This is a genomic window from Janthinobacterium saanense, from assembly GCF_014200675.1.
Lineage (GTDB): Bacteria > Pseudomonadota > Gammaproteobacteria > Burkholderiales > Burkholderiaceae_D > Janthinobacterium.
Window position 1 is genome coordinate 77,931 of the sequence record NZ_JACHCI010000006.1, and the last position, 14,731, is coordinate 92,661.

Below are 14,731 nucleotides of genomic sequence, written 5' to 3' on the forward strand. Positions count from 1 at the left end.
GTTGACGACCGTAATGCCAGTGGCCGCCGTGGCGCCGAAAGTGACTGCCGTCGTGCCGGTGAAGTTCGTACCGTTGATGGTCACGCTGGTGCCGCCCGTGGCGGGGCCAGAGGTAGGCGAAATACTGCTTACCGTAGGCGCCGCTACATAGGTGAACTGGTCTGCAGCGCTGGTGGCGCTGGTGCCGCCTGGCGTGGTAATTCTTACGTCCACCGTGCCCGTGCCGGCAGGCGCCGTTGCCGTAATCTGCGTGGCGTTGACGACTGTAATGCCAGTGGCCGCCGTGGCGCCGAAAGTGACCGCCGTCGTGCCGGTGAAGTTCGTACCGTTGATAGTCACGCTGGTGCCGCCGGTGGCGGGACCAGAGGTGGGCGAAATACTGCTTACCGTAGGCGCTGCTACATAGGTGAACTGGTCTGCCGCGCTGGTGGCGCTGGTGCCGCCTGGCGTGGTAATTCTTACATCCACCGTGCCCGTGCCGGCAGGTGCGGTTGCGGTAATCTGCGTGGCGTTGACGACCGTAATGCCAGTGGCCGCCGTGGCGCCGAAAGTGACTGCCGTCGTGCCGGTGAAATTCGTGCCATTGATGGTCACGCTGGTGCCGCCGGTGGCAGGACCAGAGGTGGGCGAAATACTGCTTACCGTCGGTGCCGCCACATACGTGAACTGGTCGGCAGCGCTGGTGGCGCTGGTGCCGCCTGGGGTGGTAATTCTTACATCCACCGTGCCCGTGCCGGCAGGCGCCGTTGCCGTAATCTGCGTGGCGTTGACGACTGTAATGCCAGTGGCCGCCGTGGCGCCGAAAGTGACTGCCGTCGTGCCGGTGAAGTTCGTACCGTTGATGGTCACGCTGGTGCCGCCGGTGGCAGGACCAGAGGTGGGCGAAATACTGCTTACCGTCGGTGCTGCTACGTAGGTGAACTGGTCGGCAGCGCTGGTGGCGCTGGTGCCGCCGGCGGTGATGACGGTGATATCCACCGTACCAATACCGGCAGGCGCGGTTGCCGTAATTTGCGTAGCGCTATTGACTGTAAAGCTGCTGGCATTGCTGGCACCAAAACGCACAGCCCCCGCCCCTGTCAGATTGGTACCGGTGATGACCACGCTGGCACCACCCGCAGCTAAGCCCGTGGCAGGTGAAATAGCACTCACCGTCGGCGCCGCCAGATACGTGAACTGGTCGGCAGCGCTGGTGGCGCTGGTGCCGCCTGGGGTGGTAATTCTTACATCCACCGTGCCCGTGCCGGCAGGCGCCGTTGCCGTAATCTGCGTGGCGTTGACGACCGTAATGCCAGTGGCCGCCGTGGCGCCGAAAGTGACTGCCGTCGTGCCGGTGAAGTTCGTACCGTTGATGGTCACGCTGGTGCCGCCTGTGGCGGGGCCAGAGGTGGGCGAAATACTGCTTACCGTCGGTGCTGCTACATAGGTGAACTGATCGGCAGCGCTGGTGGCGCTGGTGCCGCCTGGCGTGGTAATTCTTACGTCCACCGTGCCAGTGCCGGCAGGCGCCGTTGCCGTAATCTGCGTGGCGTTGACGACTGTAATGCCAGTGGCCGCCGTGGCGCCGAAAGTGACTGCCGTCGTGCCGGTGAAGTTCGTGCCATTGATGGTCACGCTGGTGCCGCCGGTGGCGGGACCAGAGGTGGGCGAAATACTCGTTACCGTCGGCGCCGCCACATACGTGAACTGGTCTGCCGCGCTGGTGGCGCTGGTGCCGCCTGGGGTGGTAATTCTTACGTCCACCGTGCCCGTTCCGGCAGGCGCCGTTGCCGTAATCTGCGTGGCGTTGACGACCGTAATGCCAGTGGCCGCCGTGGCGCCGAAAGTGACCGCCGTCGTGCCGGTGAAATTCGTGCCATTGATGGTCACGCTGGTGCCGCCGGTGGCAGGGCCAGAGGTGGGCGAAATACTGCTTACCGTCGGTGCTGCTACGTAGGTGAACTGGTCGGCAGCGCTGGTGGCGCTGGTGCCGCCTGGCGTGGTAATTCTTACATCCACCGTGCCCGTGCCGGCAGGCGCCGTTGCCGTAATCTGCGTGGCGCTGACGACCGTAATGCCAGTGGCCGCCGTGGCGCCGAAAGTGACTGCCGTCGTGCCGGTGAAGTTCGTACCGTTGATAGTCACGCTGGTGCCGCCGGTGGCGGGGCCAGAGGTGGGCGAAATACTGCTTACCGTCGGTGCTGCTACGTAGGTGAACTGGTCTGCCGCGCTGGTGGTGCTGGTACCGCCAGCGGTAGTCACCCGGACATCTATCGTACCCGTACCTGCGGGCGCAGTGGCCGTAATTTGCGTGGCGCTATTGACAGTAAAGCCGGTGGCATTGGTCGCGCCAAAACGCACGGCTGTCGCACCCGTCAGATTGGTACCGGTGATGATCACGCTGGTGCCGCCGGTGGTAGGGCCAGAGGTGGGGGAAATGCTGCTTACCGTGGGAATAGGCAAAGCATTGATCGTCATACTGATACTGATCGTTTTGGCATAAGGGCCGCCACCACCCGTGCTATCCGTGGATTTCAGGACAAAATTGAAAGTACCTGTGGCCGTCGGCGTCCCCGACAACAGGCCGCTGGCCGACAAGTTCAAGCCCGTCGGCAAAGTACCCGATTCCACCACATAGGTGTAGGCAGAAGTACCGCCACTGGTGCTGAATTGCTGGCTATACGCCTGTGACACGGCACCGGCGGGTGGACTTGCTGGCGTAATTACCAGCACAGGCGCGGCTACCGTAAATGAATAATTTTTGGTGGTGGTAAGCGCTGTCGGCGTGGTCGAATCCGTGATCTGCGCTCCAAACACGAACACACCAGTCGATGTCGGCGTGCCGGAAATGACACCAGCGGTCGATAAAGTCATGCCTGTCGGCAAGGTAGAAGATAGCGTATATGTATACGGCGCAACGCCGCCGGTGGAACTTATGGTCTGGTTATAACTCACACCAACCACGGGAGCGGGCAAGCTGGCTGGCGTCACCGTGATGGGGCTTGATGGCGGCAGAATGGTCACGGTAAAAATGATATCGCCAGCCAGGTCGTCCCTGAGCGTAAAAGTATCGGAGGTCGCTCCGTCGCCATTATTGGTATAAAAAACGATGCCATCGCCATTGCCGGCGACGTTGGGGATACTGCCATGCGAAGGCGGCACTGGCATGCCCGTAAAGCCGAACGGCGAACATCCGGATTGGTCTATCGTGTGGGTGCCGCCTGACGCCACCGTGAAGCTCTGGTTGGGCGGACACTCCGTGCTGGGCCCAGCCTGCGCCGGACTGGCGCCCAAGGCCAGCATCAGCAGGCATAACCAGCCCAGAAGTCTTATTGAACTGGACTGTAGTTTTGCCGTTAGGCCGACGCCGCCTACCCCGGCGCCTATTATTTGCTGTCGATGCAATGCAGGGGAAAAACGAGAAAAAAACCTAATCAACCGATGAGATAGACCGTTGACAAAAAATAACATTATTTCCCCGCACAGAGATTTTTAAAACGAAATTGAGTAGGAATCCACATCACAAACGATGCCAAAAACATACATTTTAGTGAGGCAACAAATATTGACGCTTGCCGTATGTCAACGTATGCTACCTTGCATAGCCAATAAAGCAATAAAAAAAAGGAGACTACCTAAAAAACAACAATGTTAAGAAATTGGAAATGTAAAAATCCCACCGGTAATTTCACTTCAACCCTGGAGAACGACAATGGCTGATGTTTATGTCGGACAAATAATGATGAGCGGATTTGGCTTTGCGCCGCGAGGTTTTGCCGCCTGTAACGGGCAAATACTGCCTATTAACCAGAATCAAGCCCTGTTTGCGCTGCTGGGAACGTACTATGGCGGCAACGGTTCAACCACCTTTGGATTGCCTAATTTACAAGGATCTGTACCGATCCATACGGGTCCGTCGGTCGACCCACAATGGCAGCCCACTACCTATCCCATTGGTAGTCGTGCCGGCGTTGAAGCTGTCACCTTGACAGTGACCCAGATTCCTGCGCATACGCATACAGCCACAGCCCTGAGCACGGCGGCGACCCTGAAGAATCCCAACAACGCACTATTTGCCGACAGTGGTACGGAAGCCATTTATGGCAGTGCCACTGGCCCCAAGGTGACGCTGGCCAGCCAGACCCTGGGACTGACGGGCGGCAACCTGCCGCATCCGAATATGCAGCCATTCCGCGTCATCAATTTCTCCATCGCCTTGAACGGCATCTTCCCTAGCCGCAACTAAAGCCACCACTCCAGGAGATAGCTATGAGCACACCTTATATAGGCGAGATCCGCCTGTTTGCCTTTGCGCGCATTCCCAATGGCTGGCTGGCCTGCGATGGCAGCCTGGTATCGATTGCCAACAATGAAACCCTGTTCACCTTGATCGGCACCACCTACGGCGGTGATGGCGTCAACACCTTTGGCGTGCCGGACCTGCGCGGCCAGGTTCCCCTGCACCAAGGCACGGGGCCACAACTGACGGCGCGGGTACTGGGCCAGAATGGCGGCACCGAGCAGGTCACCCTGCTGGGAACCCAGCTAGCGCAGCATACGCATGGGTTTAATGTGACCAGTACAGTGGCCACTGCCTCTACTCCGGCAGCAACCCTGCTGCTAGCGGCCCCGGCCAATAACGACAAGATGTATACCAGCAGCCTGGCTGGCCTCACCTCTTATTCACTGTCGCAGGCTGCAGTCACTTACACCGGCGGCAACCAGCCACACGACAATACGATGCCAACCCTGACTGCATCCTTTTGTATCGCCGGGGTAGGTATTTATCCGTCGCAGCAATAACAGCTTCCGTGCAAGCAGAGCACCACTACAGGTGCGCATTGCCAACCAAACTGACCAGGAGAACCTATCGTGACAACACCATTCCTCGGCGAAATACAAGTCTTTGGCTTCAACTTTGCCCCGGCCGGCTGGGCCAGCTGTAACGGCGCCACCCTGCAAATACGCCAATATACCGCCCTGTTTTCATTGATCGGCACGCAATATGGCGGCGATGGCGTAAACACCTTCCAATTGCCCAACTTCACGGGACGCGCTCCCTGTAGCCAGGGTCAGGGGCCGGCCCTGACAGCGCGCACTATCGGCGATACATTTGGAAGTGAAAGCGTGCAACTCGATCTGACGCAAATTCCCAACCACACCCATCAGCTCACGGTGGAGCGTCAACCGAATACGACTTTGCAGCACAATGTTCCATTGACGAATGATGGCTTGATTACCATCGGTGGCACGAATACCTTCCTGCCGACAACCACCCCTACCACCACGTTTGCGCCCGCGGCGATCTCTCCTGTGGGCGGCAATCAGGCACACGAAAATCGTCAACCGCTGCTGGCGTTGAATTTCTGCATCGCCCTGCAGGGTGACTTTCCTGCATTTGGCTAATTGCGTGCATCAAGGAACAGGCGATACCATCGCGGTATTTGCCTGGTCCGCCCCCTCGCCCTAATTGAACACTGCCTGATACAGGAAGCCGTGACTGTCGCGTGCTACTGGCACCAGAAAAATACCCATTACACCCAGCACGGCATGCTGCATCTGGAAGATCTTCTGCTCAAACAGAATCGCTGAACTATTGTGAAACAGCAAGCTGAACGGCACGCGCTGCATGGCCTCCGGCGTTGCCCCCTGCAGCGGGCCTGCTTCCAGTAAAACAAAAGCAGCGTTATCGTCGCTGAGCGAAATAAAACTATCGTTGACGCACTCGGCAAAATGTTCCAGGGTAAGAAAAGTCATTATTCCAGGCGTTCCATGCGATAAGGGGATTATGGTTAATGCAATGTTTATTCTAAGTGATGGTGCATCAACTGCATAGCAACTTTCGATGCAAAGCGGCCTGTGCCACCGCGATCGAAATTACATCGTCATGACCGTCTGGTCGATCTTTCGGTGTGCATTGCCGCTAAAGCAACGCTGCTTGATGAAATGCCGGCCCAGAAGGTCGCCACATCAGAACTGGGACGCCGCCTTGACTCAACGCCGCAAAGCGCAGCACGCCTGAGCAATTTACCTTCCGCTACCCTGGCGTTCGAAGCGCAACTGGCGCGAGGTATCTGACTGGTCCGTGGCCAGAAATCCATCGGCCTGCGGTTCGATACGAAAGCGTGCGTTGCCAATGTACATGGCGTTATCCTGCAAGCTGCCCGACTGCACTTCACCGCGGCTATAGGTGGACAGCCGGCCATCTGCCTGCACCGTGAGCTTCACCATCGCCTTTTGACGGCTATCGAAAGCGGAAAACTCGCCCGCATTCCAGCGCTGCACTTCGCGCGGCTGCGATGGCGGATTCTCTTGCTGCGCCTTGTTATTGGCATTGGCGGCCATCGCGGCGATGACCGCCAGGCCGACCACGCCCACCGCAATCGCGGCTTTCTTGTCGCTATCCTTGTCGCGCCCCACCCGGAATTGAGCGGAACATCCCCTGTCGACCCACACGCCCCGGTTTTCATAACCCCAGCTACGGCCTTCCCGGCATTGATTGTTGGAAAACTCCCTGACCAGCTTCACTTCTCCATCCGTATCGGCGCGACAAAAATTGTAGCGCCCGCGCTCACTCTCGCAATTGACCTTATCCGACGCCATCGCAGGAAACGGCACCCATGCCATGGCAGCGATCAGCACACTGCTGACCGAACGACGCAATACAGTATTCATAAAAATCCAGGTAGTTGACGCCAGAACTCGGCTTGTACCCGGAGAATACCACAAAGGTTTTATTTCTACCACTATGGTATATTTAAATTCTTTGTGGTTGTAATTAGTCACCGGTTTGGAAGGTTCGAACTCAGGATTTGCCCGAAGGCGGCATGCTCACCTCAAATATTTACACAAAAATTACACAAAAATATGGTTTTTGTGTAATTTGTGTGTAAAATTCACTGCATGGACAGCGCAGGGGTCATCAAGCAACTCCAGTCCGAAGGATGGGAACACGTTTCCACGCGTGGCAGCCATCACAAGTATCGCAACCCTAAAACTGGTAGATGGGTGATCGTTCCACACCCGAAGAAAGACCTGCCGATAGGCACAGTCAACTCGATACTGAAACAAGCTCAATTGAAGTGAGACCGCACATGTTATATCCGCTCTACGTATGGAAAGACGCCAACAGCGCCTATGGCGCTGCGTTTCCAGATCTGCCTGGGGTCAACACTGCCGCCGACGATCTGCATGATCTCAACAAGGCCGCACAGGAAGCCGTCGAAACGATGTATGAAGGAGAGGCAAATATTCCTGCTGCATCCGACATTGGAAAATGGATGAGCGATCCCGATTACGCCGATGGTTTCTGGATGCTGGTGGAGATCGACCTGTCGAAAGTCAACACCAAGCCGGTACGCCTGAATATCTCCCTGCCGGAAAGCCTGCTGCGCGATATCGACCGGTACGCCAAATCCCGCCACCTCACACGCTCAGGGTTCCTGGCGCAGGCGGCCATGAAGGCGATGGCGGAGTAGCGCGCTGGCGGCAAGCGGGGGACTAAAGAAATAGGATGCTTGTCGCAAGCTCTGGCGCTCAAAGGAGCGGCTGAGATACCCTGCAACTTTCACACCTGATCCTGACGGCGGCTATGTGATCACATTCCGCGACATCCCCGAAGCCATCACACAAGGCGATGACAAAGCCGAAGCCATCTTCATGGCACACGACGCGCTACGCGAGGTGATGGGAGGTGATGGGTTTCTACTTTGATGAAAAACGGCTGGTGCCACTGCCACCAGAAGCCCAGCATGACGAGCGCATGAGCGATCTTCCCATCAGCGTTACCGCCACAGTGCTGCTGTTCAATGAAATGCTGGCTCAGAAGGTCAGCGCATCCGAATTGGGGAGCTGCCTTGGAATAACAAAACAAACCGCAGCGCGCCTCTCCAATTTGGAACAGGCGACCAGGATCGATCAGATCGATGCTGGGCTACAGGCGCTGGGGAAACGGTGGGTGCTGGATGTGGCTGCCGCGTAGTGCCAGTCCTTCCACTCTTTATGTCCGCACCGTTCAGCCGCTATCGACGACCATTCAGACTAGCTAACCAAATATGATTGCTAAGCCCGTGTCTGAATGGCAGAACTGGCCCCAGCTCCGTGCTTACTTTTAATGCATGTGTCCTATTTGCAAATCTGGCCCCAAGATAATTCGAATTCACCAGGTGGCATATCCGCCTCCATAACCGTTAAATCTTTCCCGACTGAGATATACCGCTTAAACCCTGTGTATCCACCAAAGCTATTTTTCGAATTCACTTCGCCACATGGGGCGCCTTTGATGCCGATAAACTGATTCTGAAATTGAGCTGATTCAGGATCCTTTAATTTTAACTTAACGTACTTTTCGCCAAGTATTTTAAGGTTAGCATTAATTCTTGCCTCCTTTTGTGCAGCAGATTCCCCGCACGCAAGCAGAGCTGTGGACATGGCAACAACTCCAAAAGTTAAAAAAATCCTTCGCATACAATTCCTCCATACATTTCAAAGAGGCAATATTACACTAATGAGATTGCTGTACAAAAGCCGCCTCATGGGTGGCAAACAAAAAAAAGACCGCCACATGGACGGTCTATGCAAGGAACAACTCAAGGGCGCGCGCAGAGGCTCTGTCACCGCTGACACGAACGGCAGTCGACTCGCCCCATGGCGGCGGACAATCCCGCTTGGTCGCCCGATGCGATTCAGCCAGATAGTCGCAAGACAGGCGGCGCAGCAGACGCGCTTCCCATGGTTGCAGCTCAAAACCACGGGCGGCCTGCCAGGCGGCCATCTCGGCAAAGGTCACCGGCCCGGCGCCCATGCCGGCAGCAACGGTCGGACCGAACTCATACAGGTAGTCAATCAGATACGGGATCAGGTCAAAGATGGCCAGGCCTACATCTACGTGCAGGACAAAGGCGACCCGCGCCAGGTCGACCTGATCAAAATCTTGAAATTAACTGAAAGCGAAAAATGAGCGATATGAGCGAAGTGAAAAAATTCATGCGTATGCCGGCCGTGATCGAGGCAACCGGAAAGGCGCGCCAGACCATCTACGACAACATGAAAGCGGGCACCTTCCCCCAGTCAGTCCGGATCGGCCCAAGGTCGATTGCATGGGACGCTACGGAGATCGCCGCCTGGCAAAAAAAGGGGAGCGACGAGCGCTCAAAGTCCGATTAAGTACGGAAAAGTACGGCAAGAGCCAAGATTTTTTAAGGCACCTGTAAGGCACGAAGCACCTGGACAAGAAAAAGGCCAATCCGAAGATTGGCCTAAGTCCTTGAATCTATTGGTCGGGGCGAGAAGATTCGAACTTCCGACCCCATGCACCCCATGCATGTACGCTACCAGGCTGCGCTACGCCCCGACGAGGTAGGAATTATAGCAGAGGCTTTTGGGTTTTTGCCATGCTTTGCGCAGGATTCATTTCGATCTGCGCAAAGTTTATTTCTGCTGCCAATCGAGTGCCTTATTCGCCCAGCAGCAAGGCGGCGGCGGCGATGCGGAAGCCGGCGACCATCGGGCCGGTGTTGACATCGGGATTGTGCAACACACGCAGGGGCAAGCCCTGATACATGGAGATCAGGGCGTTCAAGCGCCCTTCCAGCATTTCATCGCCAGCCGGCAAGCCGCGCTTGATGCGGGCGGCGCGGACGATGTCCAGGAACAGCTGGCGCGAGCGGCGGTCCGCGCAGCGCAGCATGGTGGCAATCGCCGGGTTGCGCGATGCTTCGGAGAATATCTCCAGCGGCATCACCCAGGTTTTCGGGTCCATGCTTTCCAGCACGTGTTCGTATGCATTATCGATCACCGCCTGCAGCGGGTCTTCCTGTTGCGCCAGGTCCTGCATCAGGTTCGAGACACGTTCCATATTCTGCATGACGAAGGCGGCGATGATCGCATCCTTGCTGTCGAAGTAGTTATAGATGTGTCCCGCGCTCATGCCGGCGGCCTTGGAGATTTCGGCCATGCTGGCGCCGTGGAAGCCGCGGCGGCTGAAGCAGCTTTCAGCTGCATCGAGCACTTGCTTGCGCCGCGTGTTGGCGCGCTCGGGATCCGGATGCTTCTTTTCAACTTGGTTCATGACTTTTCCAGTAGCGCGCCGGCCCTGCCCTTATGGGCAAGACCGGCGTCGGCGTCCTCCTTGATTATTGGACGCCGCCAGCCGTTGCCACGACTGTCTGCTCAGGCTGCCAACCGCCACCCAGCACCTGATACAAGGTCACCAGATTGGTGGCCTTGGCCAGGCGCGCCGTGATCAGGCTTTGCTGCGCCGTGTACAGCGCGCGCTGGGCCACCAGGGCGTTCAGGTAGGTATCGGCGCCCTGCTTGTAGCGCGCATCATAGATGCTGTAGCTCTTGGCGGACGCGTCAACCAGCGCTTGCTGCGATTGCAGACGCTCGTCGATCGTGCCGCGTTGAGCCAGCGCATCGGACACTTCACGGAAAGCCACCTGGATGGCTTTTTCGTATTGCGCCACGGAGATTTCACGCTGCACCTTGGCGATATCGAGGTTGGCGCGGTTCACGCCGCCATCGAAGATCGGCAAGCTGATCTGCGGGATGAAACTCCAGCTGCCGCTGCCGGCCTTGAACAGGCCAGACAAGTTGCTGCTGAGCGAACCGGCCGTCGCCGTCAGCGAAATGCGCGGGAAGAAAGCCGCGCGCGCTGCGCCGATATTGGCGTTGGCGGCGCGCAAGGTGCGCTCCGCTTCGAGCACGTCAGGACGGCGCTGCAACACATCGGACGGCACGCCCGATGGAATGTCAGCAAGGTTCGCCACCTGGCCAAACTCGCCTTGCGGCAACAGTTCGGCTGGTACGGCGCTGCCGACCAGCAAGGTCAGCGCGTTTTGATCGAGCGCAACCTGGCTGGTGTAGACAGCCACATCGGAACGGGCCGATTCCACGCTGGTCTGGGCATTGTATTTGTCCAGGCCAGACGCGGCGCCTGCGTCGAAGCGGCGCACGGCCAGGTCATACGAGGCTTGCTGGCTCTTCAGGGTGTCTTGCGCCACCAGCAGACGCTGCTGGTCGGCCACCAGGTTCAGATAGGCGCTGGCCACACTCGATACCAGGCTGATCTGCTGAGCGCGGCGTGCTTCTTCCGTCCCCAGGTATTGTTCCAGCGCACTGTCGGACAGGCTGCGCACGCGGCCGAACAGGTCCAGCTCGTAAGACGACACGCCCAGATTGGCCGTGTACTGGCGCGTGATCGACGCTTCGTCGTTCGGGCTGGCGTTGCGCGGAATGCGGGTCGCCGTCTGGCCGCCCGATGCCGACAGGGTCGGTATCAGCGCGGCGCGCTCGATGCCGTAGGTGGCGCGCGCCTTCTCGATATTCAGGATCGAGACGCGCAAGTCGCGGTTATTGGCCAGCGCCAGTTCCAGTACCTGGCGCAAATGCGCGTCGGCAAAGAAATCGCGCCAAACGATGTCGGCCACCGGCTTGGCGTCAGCCGCCGCCGTGTCGGCCTTGTAAGACGGGCCGGTCGGCCAGCCTGCGGGCGCCGGTGCTGCCGGGCGCTCGTAGGTCGGGGCCAGGCTGCAGCCAGCCAAAAAGGCCAGCGCTGCCATGGAGAGTAGCGTTTTTTTCATATTAATGCGCATCCTTAGAAAGCGTGACGGCAGGCGAAGCAGGCGCAGCTGGCTTCTCGTTTTTCGAGAAGAAACCGCGCACCAGCACGAAGAACACCGGCACGAAGAAGATACCGAGGAAGGTTGCCGACAGCATCCCGCCCAGCACGCCGATACCGATGGCGTTCTGGCTACCCGAACCTGCACCGCTGGAGATTGCCAGAGGCAACACGCCCAGACCGAAAGCAATCGAGGTCATCAGGATCGGACGCAGACGCAAACGCACCGCGTGCAAGGTGGCGTCCAGCAAGGACATTCCGGCATCCTGCATTTCCTTGGCAAATTCAACGATCAGAATCGCGTTCTTCGCCGACAGACCGACCACGGTCAGCAAGCCAACCTGGAAGTAGACGTCGTTCGACAGGCCGAACAGCGAGGTGCCGAGGACGGCGCCGATCACGCCCAGCGGTACCACCAGCAGCACCGAGAATGGAATCGACCAGCTTTCATACAGTGCAGCCAGGCACAGGAACACGATCAGCAGCGACAGCGCATACAGCTGCGGCGTTTGCGAACCGGATTCGCGCTCTTCGAGCGACACGCCGGTCCAGCTGAAACCTATGCCAGGCGGCAATTGAGCGACCATTTTTTCCATCGCATCCATCGCCGCGCCGGTACTTTGGCCCGGCGCTGGCGTACCCAGGATTTCAACCGAGGACAAGCCGTTGTAGCGTTCCAGGCGTGGCGAAGCATAGATCCACTTGCCGGTGGCAAAGGCCGAGAACGGCACCATGTCGCCGGTAGCATTGCGCACGAACCACTTGTTCATGTCTTCCGGCTGCATGCGCGAATCAGGCTGACCCTGCATATACACTTTCTTCACACGGCCGCGGTCGAGGAAGTCGTTCACGTAAGCACTACCCCAGCCTACGCTGAGCACGCGGTTGATATCGGCGATCTGCAAGCCCAAAGCGGTGGCTTTCTGCTGGTCGATATCGATCTTGTACTGCGGCGTATCTTCCTGGCCGTTCGGACGCACACCCACCATCACCGGGTTTTTAGCCGCCATACCCAGCAACTGGTTACGTGCAGCGATCAGCGCATCGTGGCCCAGGCCTGCCTCATCTTGCAGTTGCAAGTCGAAACCACTGGCGTTACCCAGTTCCAGCACGGCTGGCGGCGCAAACGTAAAGACCAGCGCATCCTTGATCTGCAGCAATTTGCCCATGGCGCGACCGGCCACCGCAGGCGACTTCAGATTCTTGTCGGTACGCAGTTTCCAGTCTTTCAGGCGCACGAAGGCAATACCCGTGTTCTGGCCGTTACCACCAAAGCTGAAGCCAGCCACGGAAAATACCGAAGCGACTGCATCTTTTTCATCGTTCATGAAGTGGTCTTCCACTTGCTTGATCACACCCAGGGTGCGCTCTTGCGTGGCGCCGGTCGGCAACTGGATTTGCGTAAACAGAATGCCCTGGTCTTCTTCCGGCAGGAAGGAGGTCGGCAAGCGCAGGAAGACAAATACCAGGCCAGCGAGCAACAGTACATACAGCAACATCGAACGGGCGCGGTGGTTGATCATGCTGGCCACCAGGCCCTGGTATTTATTGCTGCTGCTATCGAAGCTGCGGTTGAACCAGCCAAAGAAACCCGTGTTCGAGGCGTGATGGCCTTTTTCTACCGGTTTGAGCAAGGTGGCGCACAACGCTGGCGTAAATACCAGGGCGACGATCACCGACAAGACCATCGAGGAAACGATGGTGATCGAGAACTGGCGGTAAATCACACCGGTCGAGCCGCTGAAGAACGCCATCGGCACGAACACGGCCGACAGCACCATGGCGATACCGACCAGCGCGCCCGTGATCTGCGTCATGGACTTGCGCGTCGCTTCCAGCGGCGACAAGCCCTCTTCACTCATCACCCGCTCGACGTTTTCCACCACCACGATCGCATCGTCCACCAGCAAGCCGATGGCCAGCACCATGGCGAACATGGTCAGGGTGTTGATCGAGTAACCAAACGCGTTCAGGATGCCGAAAGTACCCAGCAGCACCACTGGCACGGCCAGGGTCGGGATCAGGGTAGCGCGGAAGTTCTGCAGGAACAGATACATGACCAGGAACACCAGCACAATCGCTTCTACCAGGGTTTTGACCACTTCTTCGATCGACAGCTTGACGAACGGCGTGGTGTCGTACGCGATCTGGGAGCTCATGCCTTCAGGGAATTGCTTGCTCAGCTCGGCCAACATCGCCTTGGCGGCGTTAGCCGTGTCCAGCGCATTGGCGCCGGTAGCGAGCTTGATCGCCACACCGGTTGCCGCATGGCCGTTGTAACGGGCGACGGTATTGTAGTTCTCGCGGCCCAGCTCCATGCGCGCCACGTCCTTCAGGTACACCATGGCGCCGCTGGTCGTGGTTTTCAGCAAGATTGCGCCGAACTGTTCCGGCGTTTGCAAGCGGCTTTGCGCCGAAACGGTAGCGTTCAGCTGCTGACCCTTGACCGATGGCGTGCCACCGAGTTCACCAGCCGACACTTCGGTGTTTTGCGCCTGCACGGCCGTGATGATGTCGCCAGGCGTCAGGTTGAAGCTTTGCAGCTTGGCCGGATCGAGCCAGATACGCATGGCGTATTGCGAACCGAACAGTGTCACATCGCCCACGCCCGCGACGCGGCTCAAAGGATCGACCACGTTGGCGGCGACATAGTCGCTCAAGTCGGTCTGGTCCATCTTGCCGTTTTCGGAAATGAAGCCGAACACCATCAAGAAGTTCTTGGTGGCTTTCGAGACGACCAGACCCTGTTGCGTCACTTCGGCAGGCAGCAGTGGCGTGGCCAGTTGCAGCTTGTTCTGCACTTGCACCTGAGCAATGTCAGGATTGGTGCTGTTGGTGAACGTCAGGGTGATGGTGATGCCACCGGTCGAGTCGCTGGACGACGCCATGTAGCGCAAGCCATCGATACCCTTCATCTTTTGTTCGATGACCTGGGTGACTGCATCTTCAACGGTCTTGGCAGAGGCGCCAGGGTAGGAGCCAGCGATGGAAATCGATGGCGGCGCGATACTAGGGTATTGCGAGATCGGCAAGCCGAGGATCGACAACACGCCGCCAAGCATGATGACGATCGCGACCACCCAGGCGAAAATCGGGCGGTCAATGAAAAAACGGGCCATTAATATTCTCCTG

15 protein-coding genes and 1 tRNA gene are annotated in these 14,731 nt (G+C 58.0%); 8 read left to right on the forward strand and 8 right to left on the reverse strand.

Annotated elements, in window-relative coordinates:
• Nucleotides 1–3,282, reverse strand: a 3,282-nt coding sequence (locus HDE72_RS10970; RefSeq protein ID WP_183740462.1) for a beta strand repeat-containing protein, incomplete at its 3' end; no start/stop codon positions are given.
• 409 nt (nucleotides 3,283–3,691) lie between these two features.
• Here HDE72_RS10970 and HDE72_RS10975 point away from each other — a divergent pair.
• The 3 genes from HDE72_RS10975 (at nucleotide 3,692) to HDE72_RS10985 (ending at nucleotide 5,385) form a co-directional block, all read left to right on the forward strand.
• Nucleotides 3,692–4,225 (forward strand): phage tail protein, encoded by a 534-nt coding sequence (locus tag HDE72_RS10975; RefSeq protein WP_183740468.1) that lies wholly within the window; start codon nucleotides 3,692–3,694, stop codon nucleotides 4,223–4,225.
• A 23-nt stretch (nucleotides 4,226–4,248) separates the two neighbouring features.
• Nucleotides 4,249–4,782 carry a phage tail protein gene (locus HDE72_RS10980; RefSeq protein WP_183740471.1) on the forward strand — a complete coding sequence of 178 codons (534 nt, stop codon included), beginning with the start codon at nucleotides 4,249–4,251 and terminating at the stop codon, nucleotides 4,780–4,782.
• A 69-nt stretch (nucleotides 4,783–4,851) separates the two neighbouring features.
• Entirely contained in the window at nucleotides 4,852–5,385 is a 534-nt protein-coding gene (locus tag HDE72_RS10985) for a phage tail protein (RefSeq protein WP_183740474.1), read from the forward strand.
• A gap of 60 nt (nucleotides 5,386–5,445) precedes the next feature.
• Here HDE72_RS10985 and HDE72_RS10990 read toward each other — a convergent pair whose 3' ends face one another.
• Both HDE72_RS10990 and HDE72_RS10995 read right to left on the reverse strand, forming a co-directional pair.
• On the reverse strand, nucleotides 5,446–5,736 hold the full coding sequence (locus tag HDE72_RS10990; RefSeq protein WP_183740477.1) for a DUF6916 family protein: 291 nt from the start codon (nucleotides 5,734–5,736) through the stop codon (nucleotides 5,446–5,448).
• 270 nt (nucleotides 5,737–6,006) lie between these two features.
• Nucleotides 6,007–6,654, reverse strand: a complete 648-nt coding sequence (locus tag HDE72_RS10995) for a DUF3011 domain-containing protein (RefSeq protein ID WP_183740480.1) — start codon at nucleotides 6,652–6,654, stop codon at nucleotides 6,007–6,009.
• Between the two features lie 228 nt (nucleotides 6,655–6,882).
• Between HDE72_RS10995 and HDE72_RS11000 the strand changes: the two genes are divergently transcribed.
• The 3 genes from HDE72_RS11000 (at nucleotide 6,883) to HDE72_RS11010 (ending at nucleotide 7,960) form a co-directional block, all read left to right on the forward strand.
• Entirely contained in the window at nucleotides 6,883–7,065 is a 183-nt protein-coding gene (locus HDE72_RS11000) for a type II toxin-antitoxin system HicA family toxin (protein WP_183740483.1), read from the forward strand.
• 8 nt (nucleotides 7,066–7,073) lie between these two features.
• On the forward strand, nucleotides 7,074–7,457 hold the full coding sequence (locus tag HDE72_RS11005; RefSeq protein ID WP_183740486.1) for a type II toxin-antitoxin system HicB family antitoxin: 384 nt from the start codon (nucleotides 7,074–7,076) through the stop codon (nucleotides 7,455–7,457).
• Between the two features lie 215 nt (nucleotides 7,458–7,672).
• Nucleotides 7,673–7,960, forward strand: coding sequence for a hypothetical protein (locus tag HDE72_RS11010; protein WP_311735228.1), 288 nt, complete (start codon nucleotides 7,673–7,675; stop codon nucleotides 7,958–7,960).
• Nucleotides 7,961–8,103: 143 nt separating this feature from the next.
• On the opposite strand, the gene HDE72_RS11015 is transcribed toward HDE72_RS11010, so the two are convergent.
• Nucleotides 8,104–8,409, reverse strand: coding sequence for a hypothetical protein (locus HDE72_RS11015; protein WP_260176622.1), 306 nt, complete (start codon nucleotides 8,407–8,409; stop codon nucleotides 8,104–8,106).
• On the opposite strand from HDE72_RS11015, the gene HDE72_RS11020 reads away from it, so the two are divergent.
• Nucleotides 8,408–8,938, forward strand: a complete 531-nt coding sequence (locus HDE72_RS11020; RefSeq protein ID WP_183740898.1) for a hypothetical protein — start codon at nucleotides 8,408–8,410, stop codon at nucleotides 8,936–8,938. The genes HDE72_RS11015 and HDE72_RS11020 overlap by 2 nt on opposite strands.
• Nucleotides 8,935–9,144, forward strand: a complete 210-nt coding sequence (locus HDE72_RS11025; RefSeq protein WP_260176623.1) for an AlpA family transcriptional regulator — start codon at nucleotides 8,935–8,937, stop codon at nucleotides 9,142–9,144. Before HDE72_RS11020 ends, HDE72_RS11025 begins: the two co-directional genes overlap by 4 nt.
• 110 nt (nucleotides 9,145–9,254) lie before the next feature.
• On the opposite strand, the gene HDE72_RS11030 is transcribed toward HDE72_RS11025, so the two are convergent.
• The 4 genes from HDE72_RS11030 to HDE72_RS11045 all read right to left on the reverse strand — a co-directional run bounded on the left by HDE72_RS11030 (nucleotide 9,255) and on the right by HDE72_RS11045 (nucleotide 14,718).
• Nucleotides 9,255–9,331: transfer RNA gene (locus tag HDE72_RS11030), tRNA-Pro, on the reverse strand.
• Between the two features lie 102 nt (nucleotides 9,332–9,433).
• Complete coding sequence (locus tag HDE72_RS11035) at nucleotides 9,434–10,048, reverse strand: TetR/AcrR family transcriptional regulator (protein ID WP_183740495.1); 615 nt, start codon at nucleotides 10,046–10,048, stop codon at nucleotides 9,434–9,436.
• 64 nt (nucleotides 10,049–10,112) lie between these two features.
• Nucleotides 10,113–11,561: an efflux transporter outer membrane subunit gene (locus tag HDE72_RS11040; RefSeq protein WP_183740498.1), complete on the reverse strand. Its 1,449-nt coding sequence runs from the start codon at nucleotides 11,559–11,561 to the stop codon at nucleotides 10,113–10,115.
• A 1-nt stretch (nucleotide 11,562) separates the two neighbouring features.
• Nucleotides 11,563–14,718, reverse strand: a complete 3,156-nt coding sequence (locus tag HDE72_RS11045) for an efflux RND transporter permease subunit (RefSeq protein WP_183740501.1) — start codon at nucleotides 14,716–14,718, stop codon at nucleotides 11,563–11,565.
• Between the last annotated feature and the right edge of the window lie 13 nt (nucleotides 14,719–14,731).

What these genes read in the sequence shown, in the direction of transcription:
- HDE72_RS10975 (WP_183740468.1), top strand. Translation starts at nt 3,692, where the DNA reads ATGGCTGATGTTTATGTCGGACAAATAATGATGAGCGGATTTGGCTTT.
- HDE72_RS10980 (WP_183740471.1), top strand. Translation starts at nt 4,249, where the DNA reads ATGAGCACACCTTATATAGGCGAGATCCGCCTGTTTGCCTTTGCGCGC.
- HDE72_RS10990 (WP_183740477.1), bottom strand. Translation starts at nt 5,736, where the DNA reads ATGACTTTTCTTACCCTGGAACATTTTGCCGAGTGCGTCAACGATAGT.
- HDE72_RS10995 (WP_183740480.1), bottom strand. Translation starts at nt 6,654, where the DNA reads ATGAATACTGTATTGCGTCGTTCGGTCAGCAGTGTGCTGATCGCTGCC.
- HDE72_RS11000 (WP_183740483.1), top strand. Translation starts at nt 6,883, where the DNA reads ATGGACAGCGCAGGGGTCATCAAGCAACTCCAGTCCGAAGGATGGGAA.
- HDE72_RS11005 (WP_183740486.1), top strand. Translation starts at nt 7,074, where the DNA reads ATGTTATATCCGCTCTACGTATGGAAAGACGCCAACAGCGCCTATGGC.
- HDE72_RS11020 (WP_183740898.1), top strand. Translation starts at nt 8,408, where the DNA reads ATGGCAACAACTCCAAAAGTTAAAAAAATCCTTCGCATACAATTCCTC.
- HDE72_RS11015 (WP_260176622.1), bottom strand. Translation starts at nt 8,409, where the DNA reads ATGTCCACAGCTCTGCTTGCGTGCGGGGAATCTGCTGCACAAAAGGAG.
- HDE72_RS11025 (WP_260176623.1), top strand. Translation starts at nt 8,935, where the DNA reads ATGAGCGATATGAGCGAAGTGAAAAAATTCATGCGTATGCCGGCCGTG.
- HDE72_RS11035 (WP_183740495.1), bottom strand. Translation starts at nt 10,048, where the DNA reads ATGAACCAAGTTGAAAAGAAGCATCCGGATCCCGAGCGCGCCAACACG.
- HDE72_RS11040 (WP_183740498.1), bottom strand. Translation starts at nt 11,561, where the DNA reads ATGAAAAAAACGCTACTCTCCATGGCAGCGCTGGCCTTTTTGGCTGGC.
- HDE72_RS11045 (WP_183740501.1), bottom strand. Translation starts at nt 14,718, where the DNA reads ATGGCCCGTTTTTTCATTGACCGCCCGATTTTCGCCTGGGTGGTCGCG.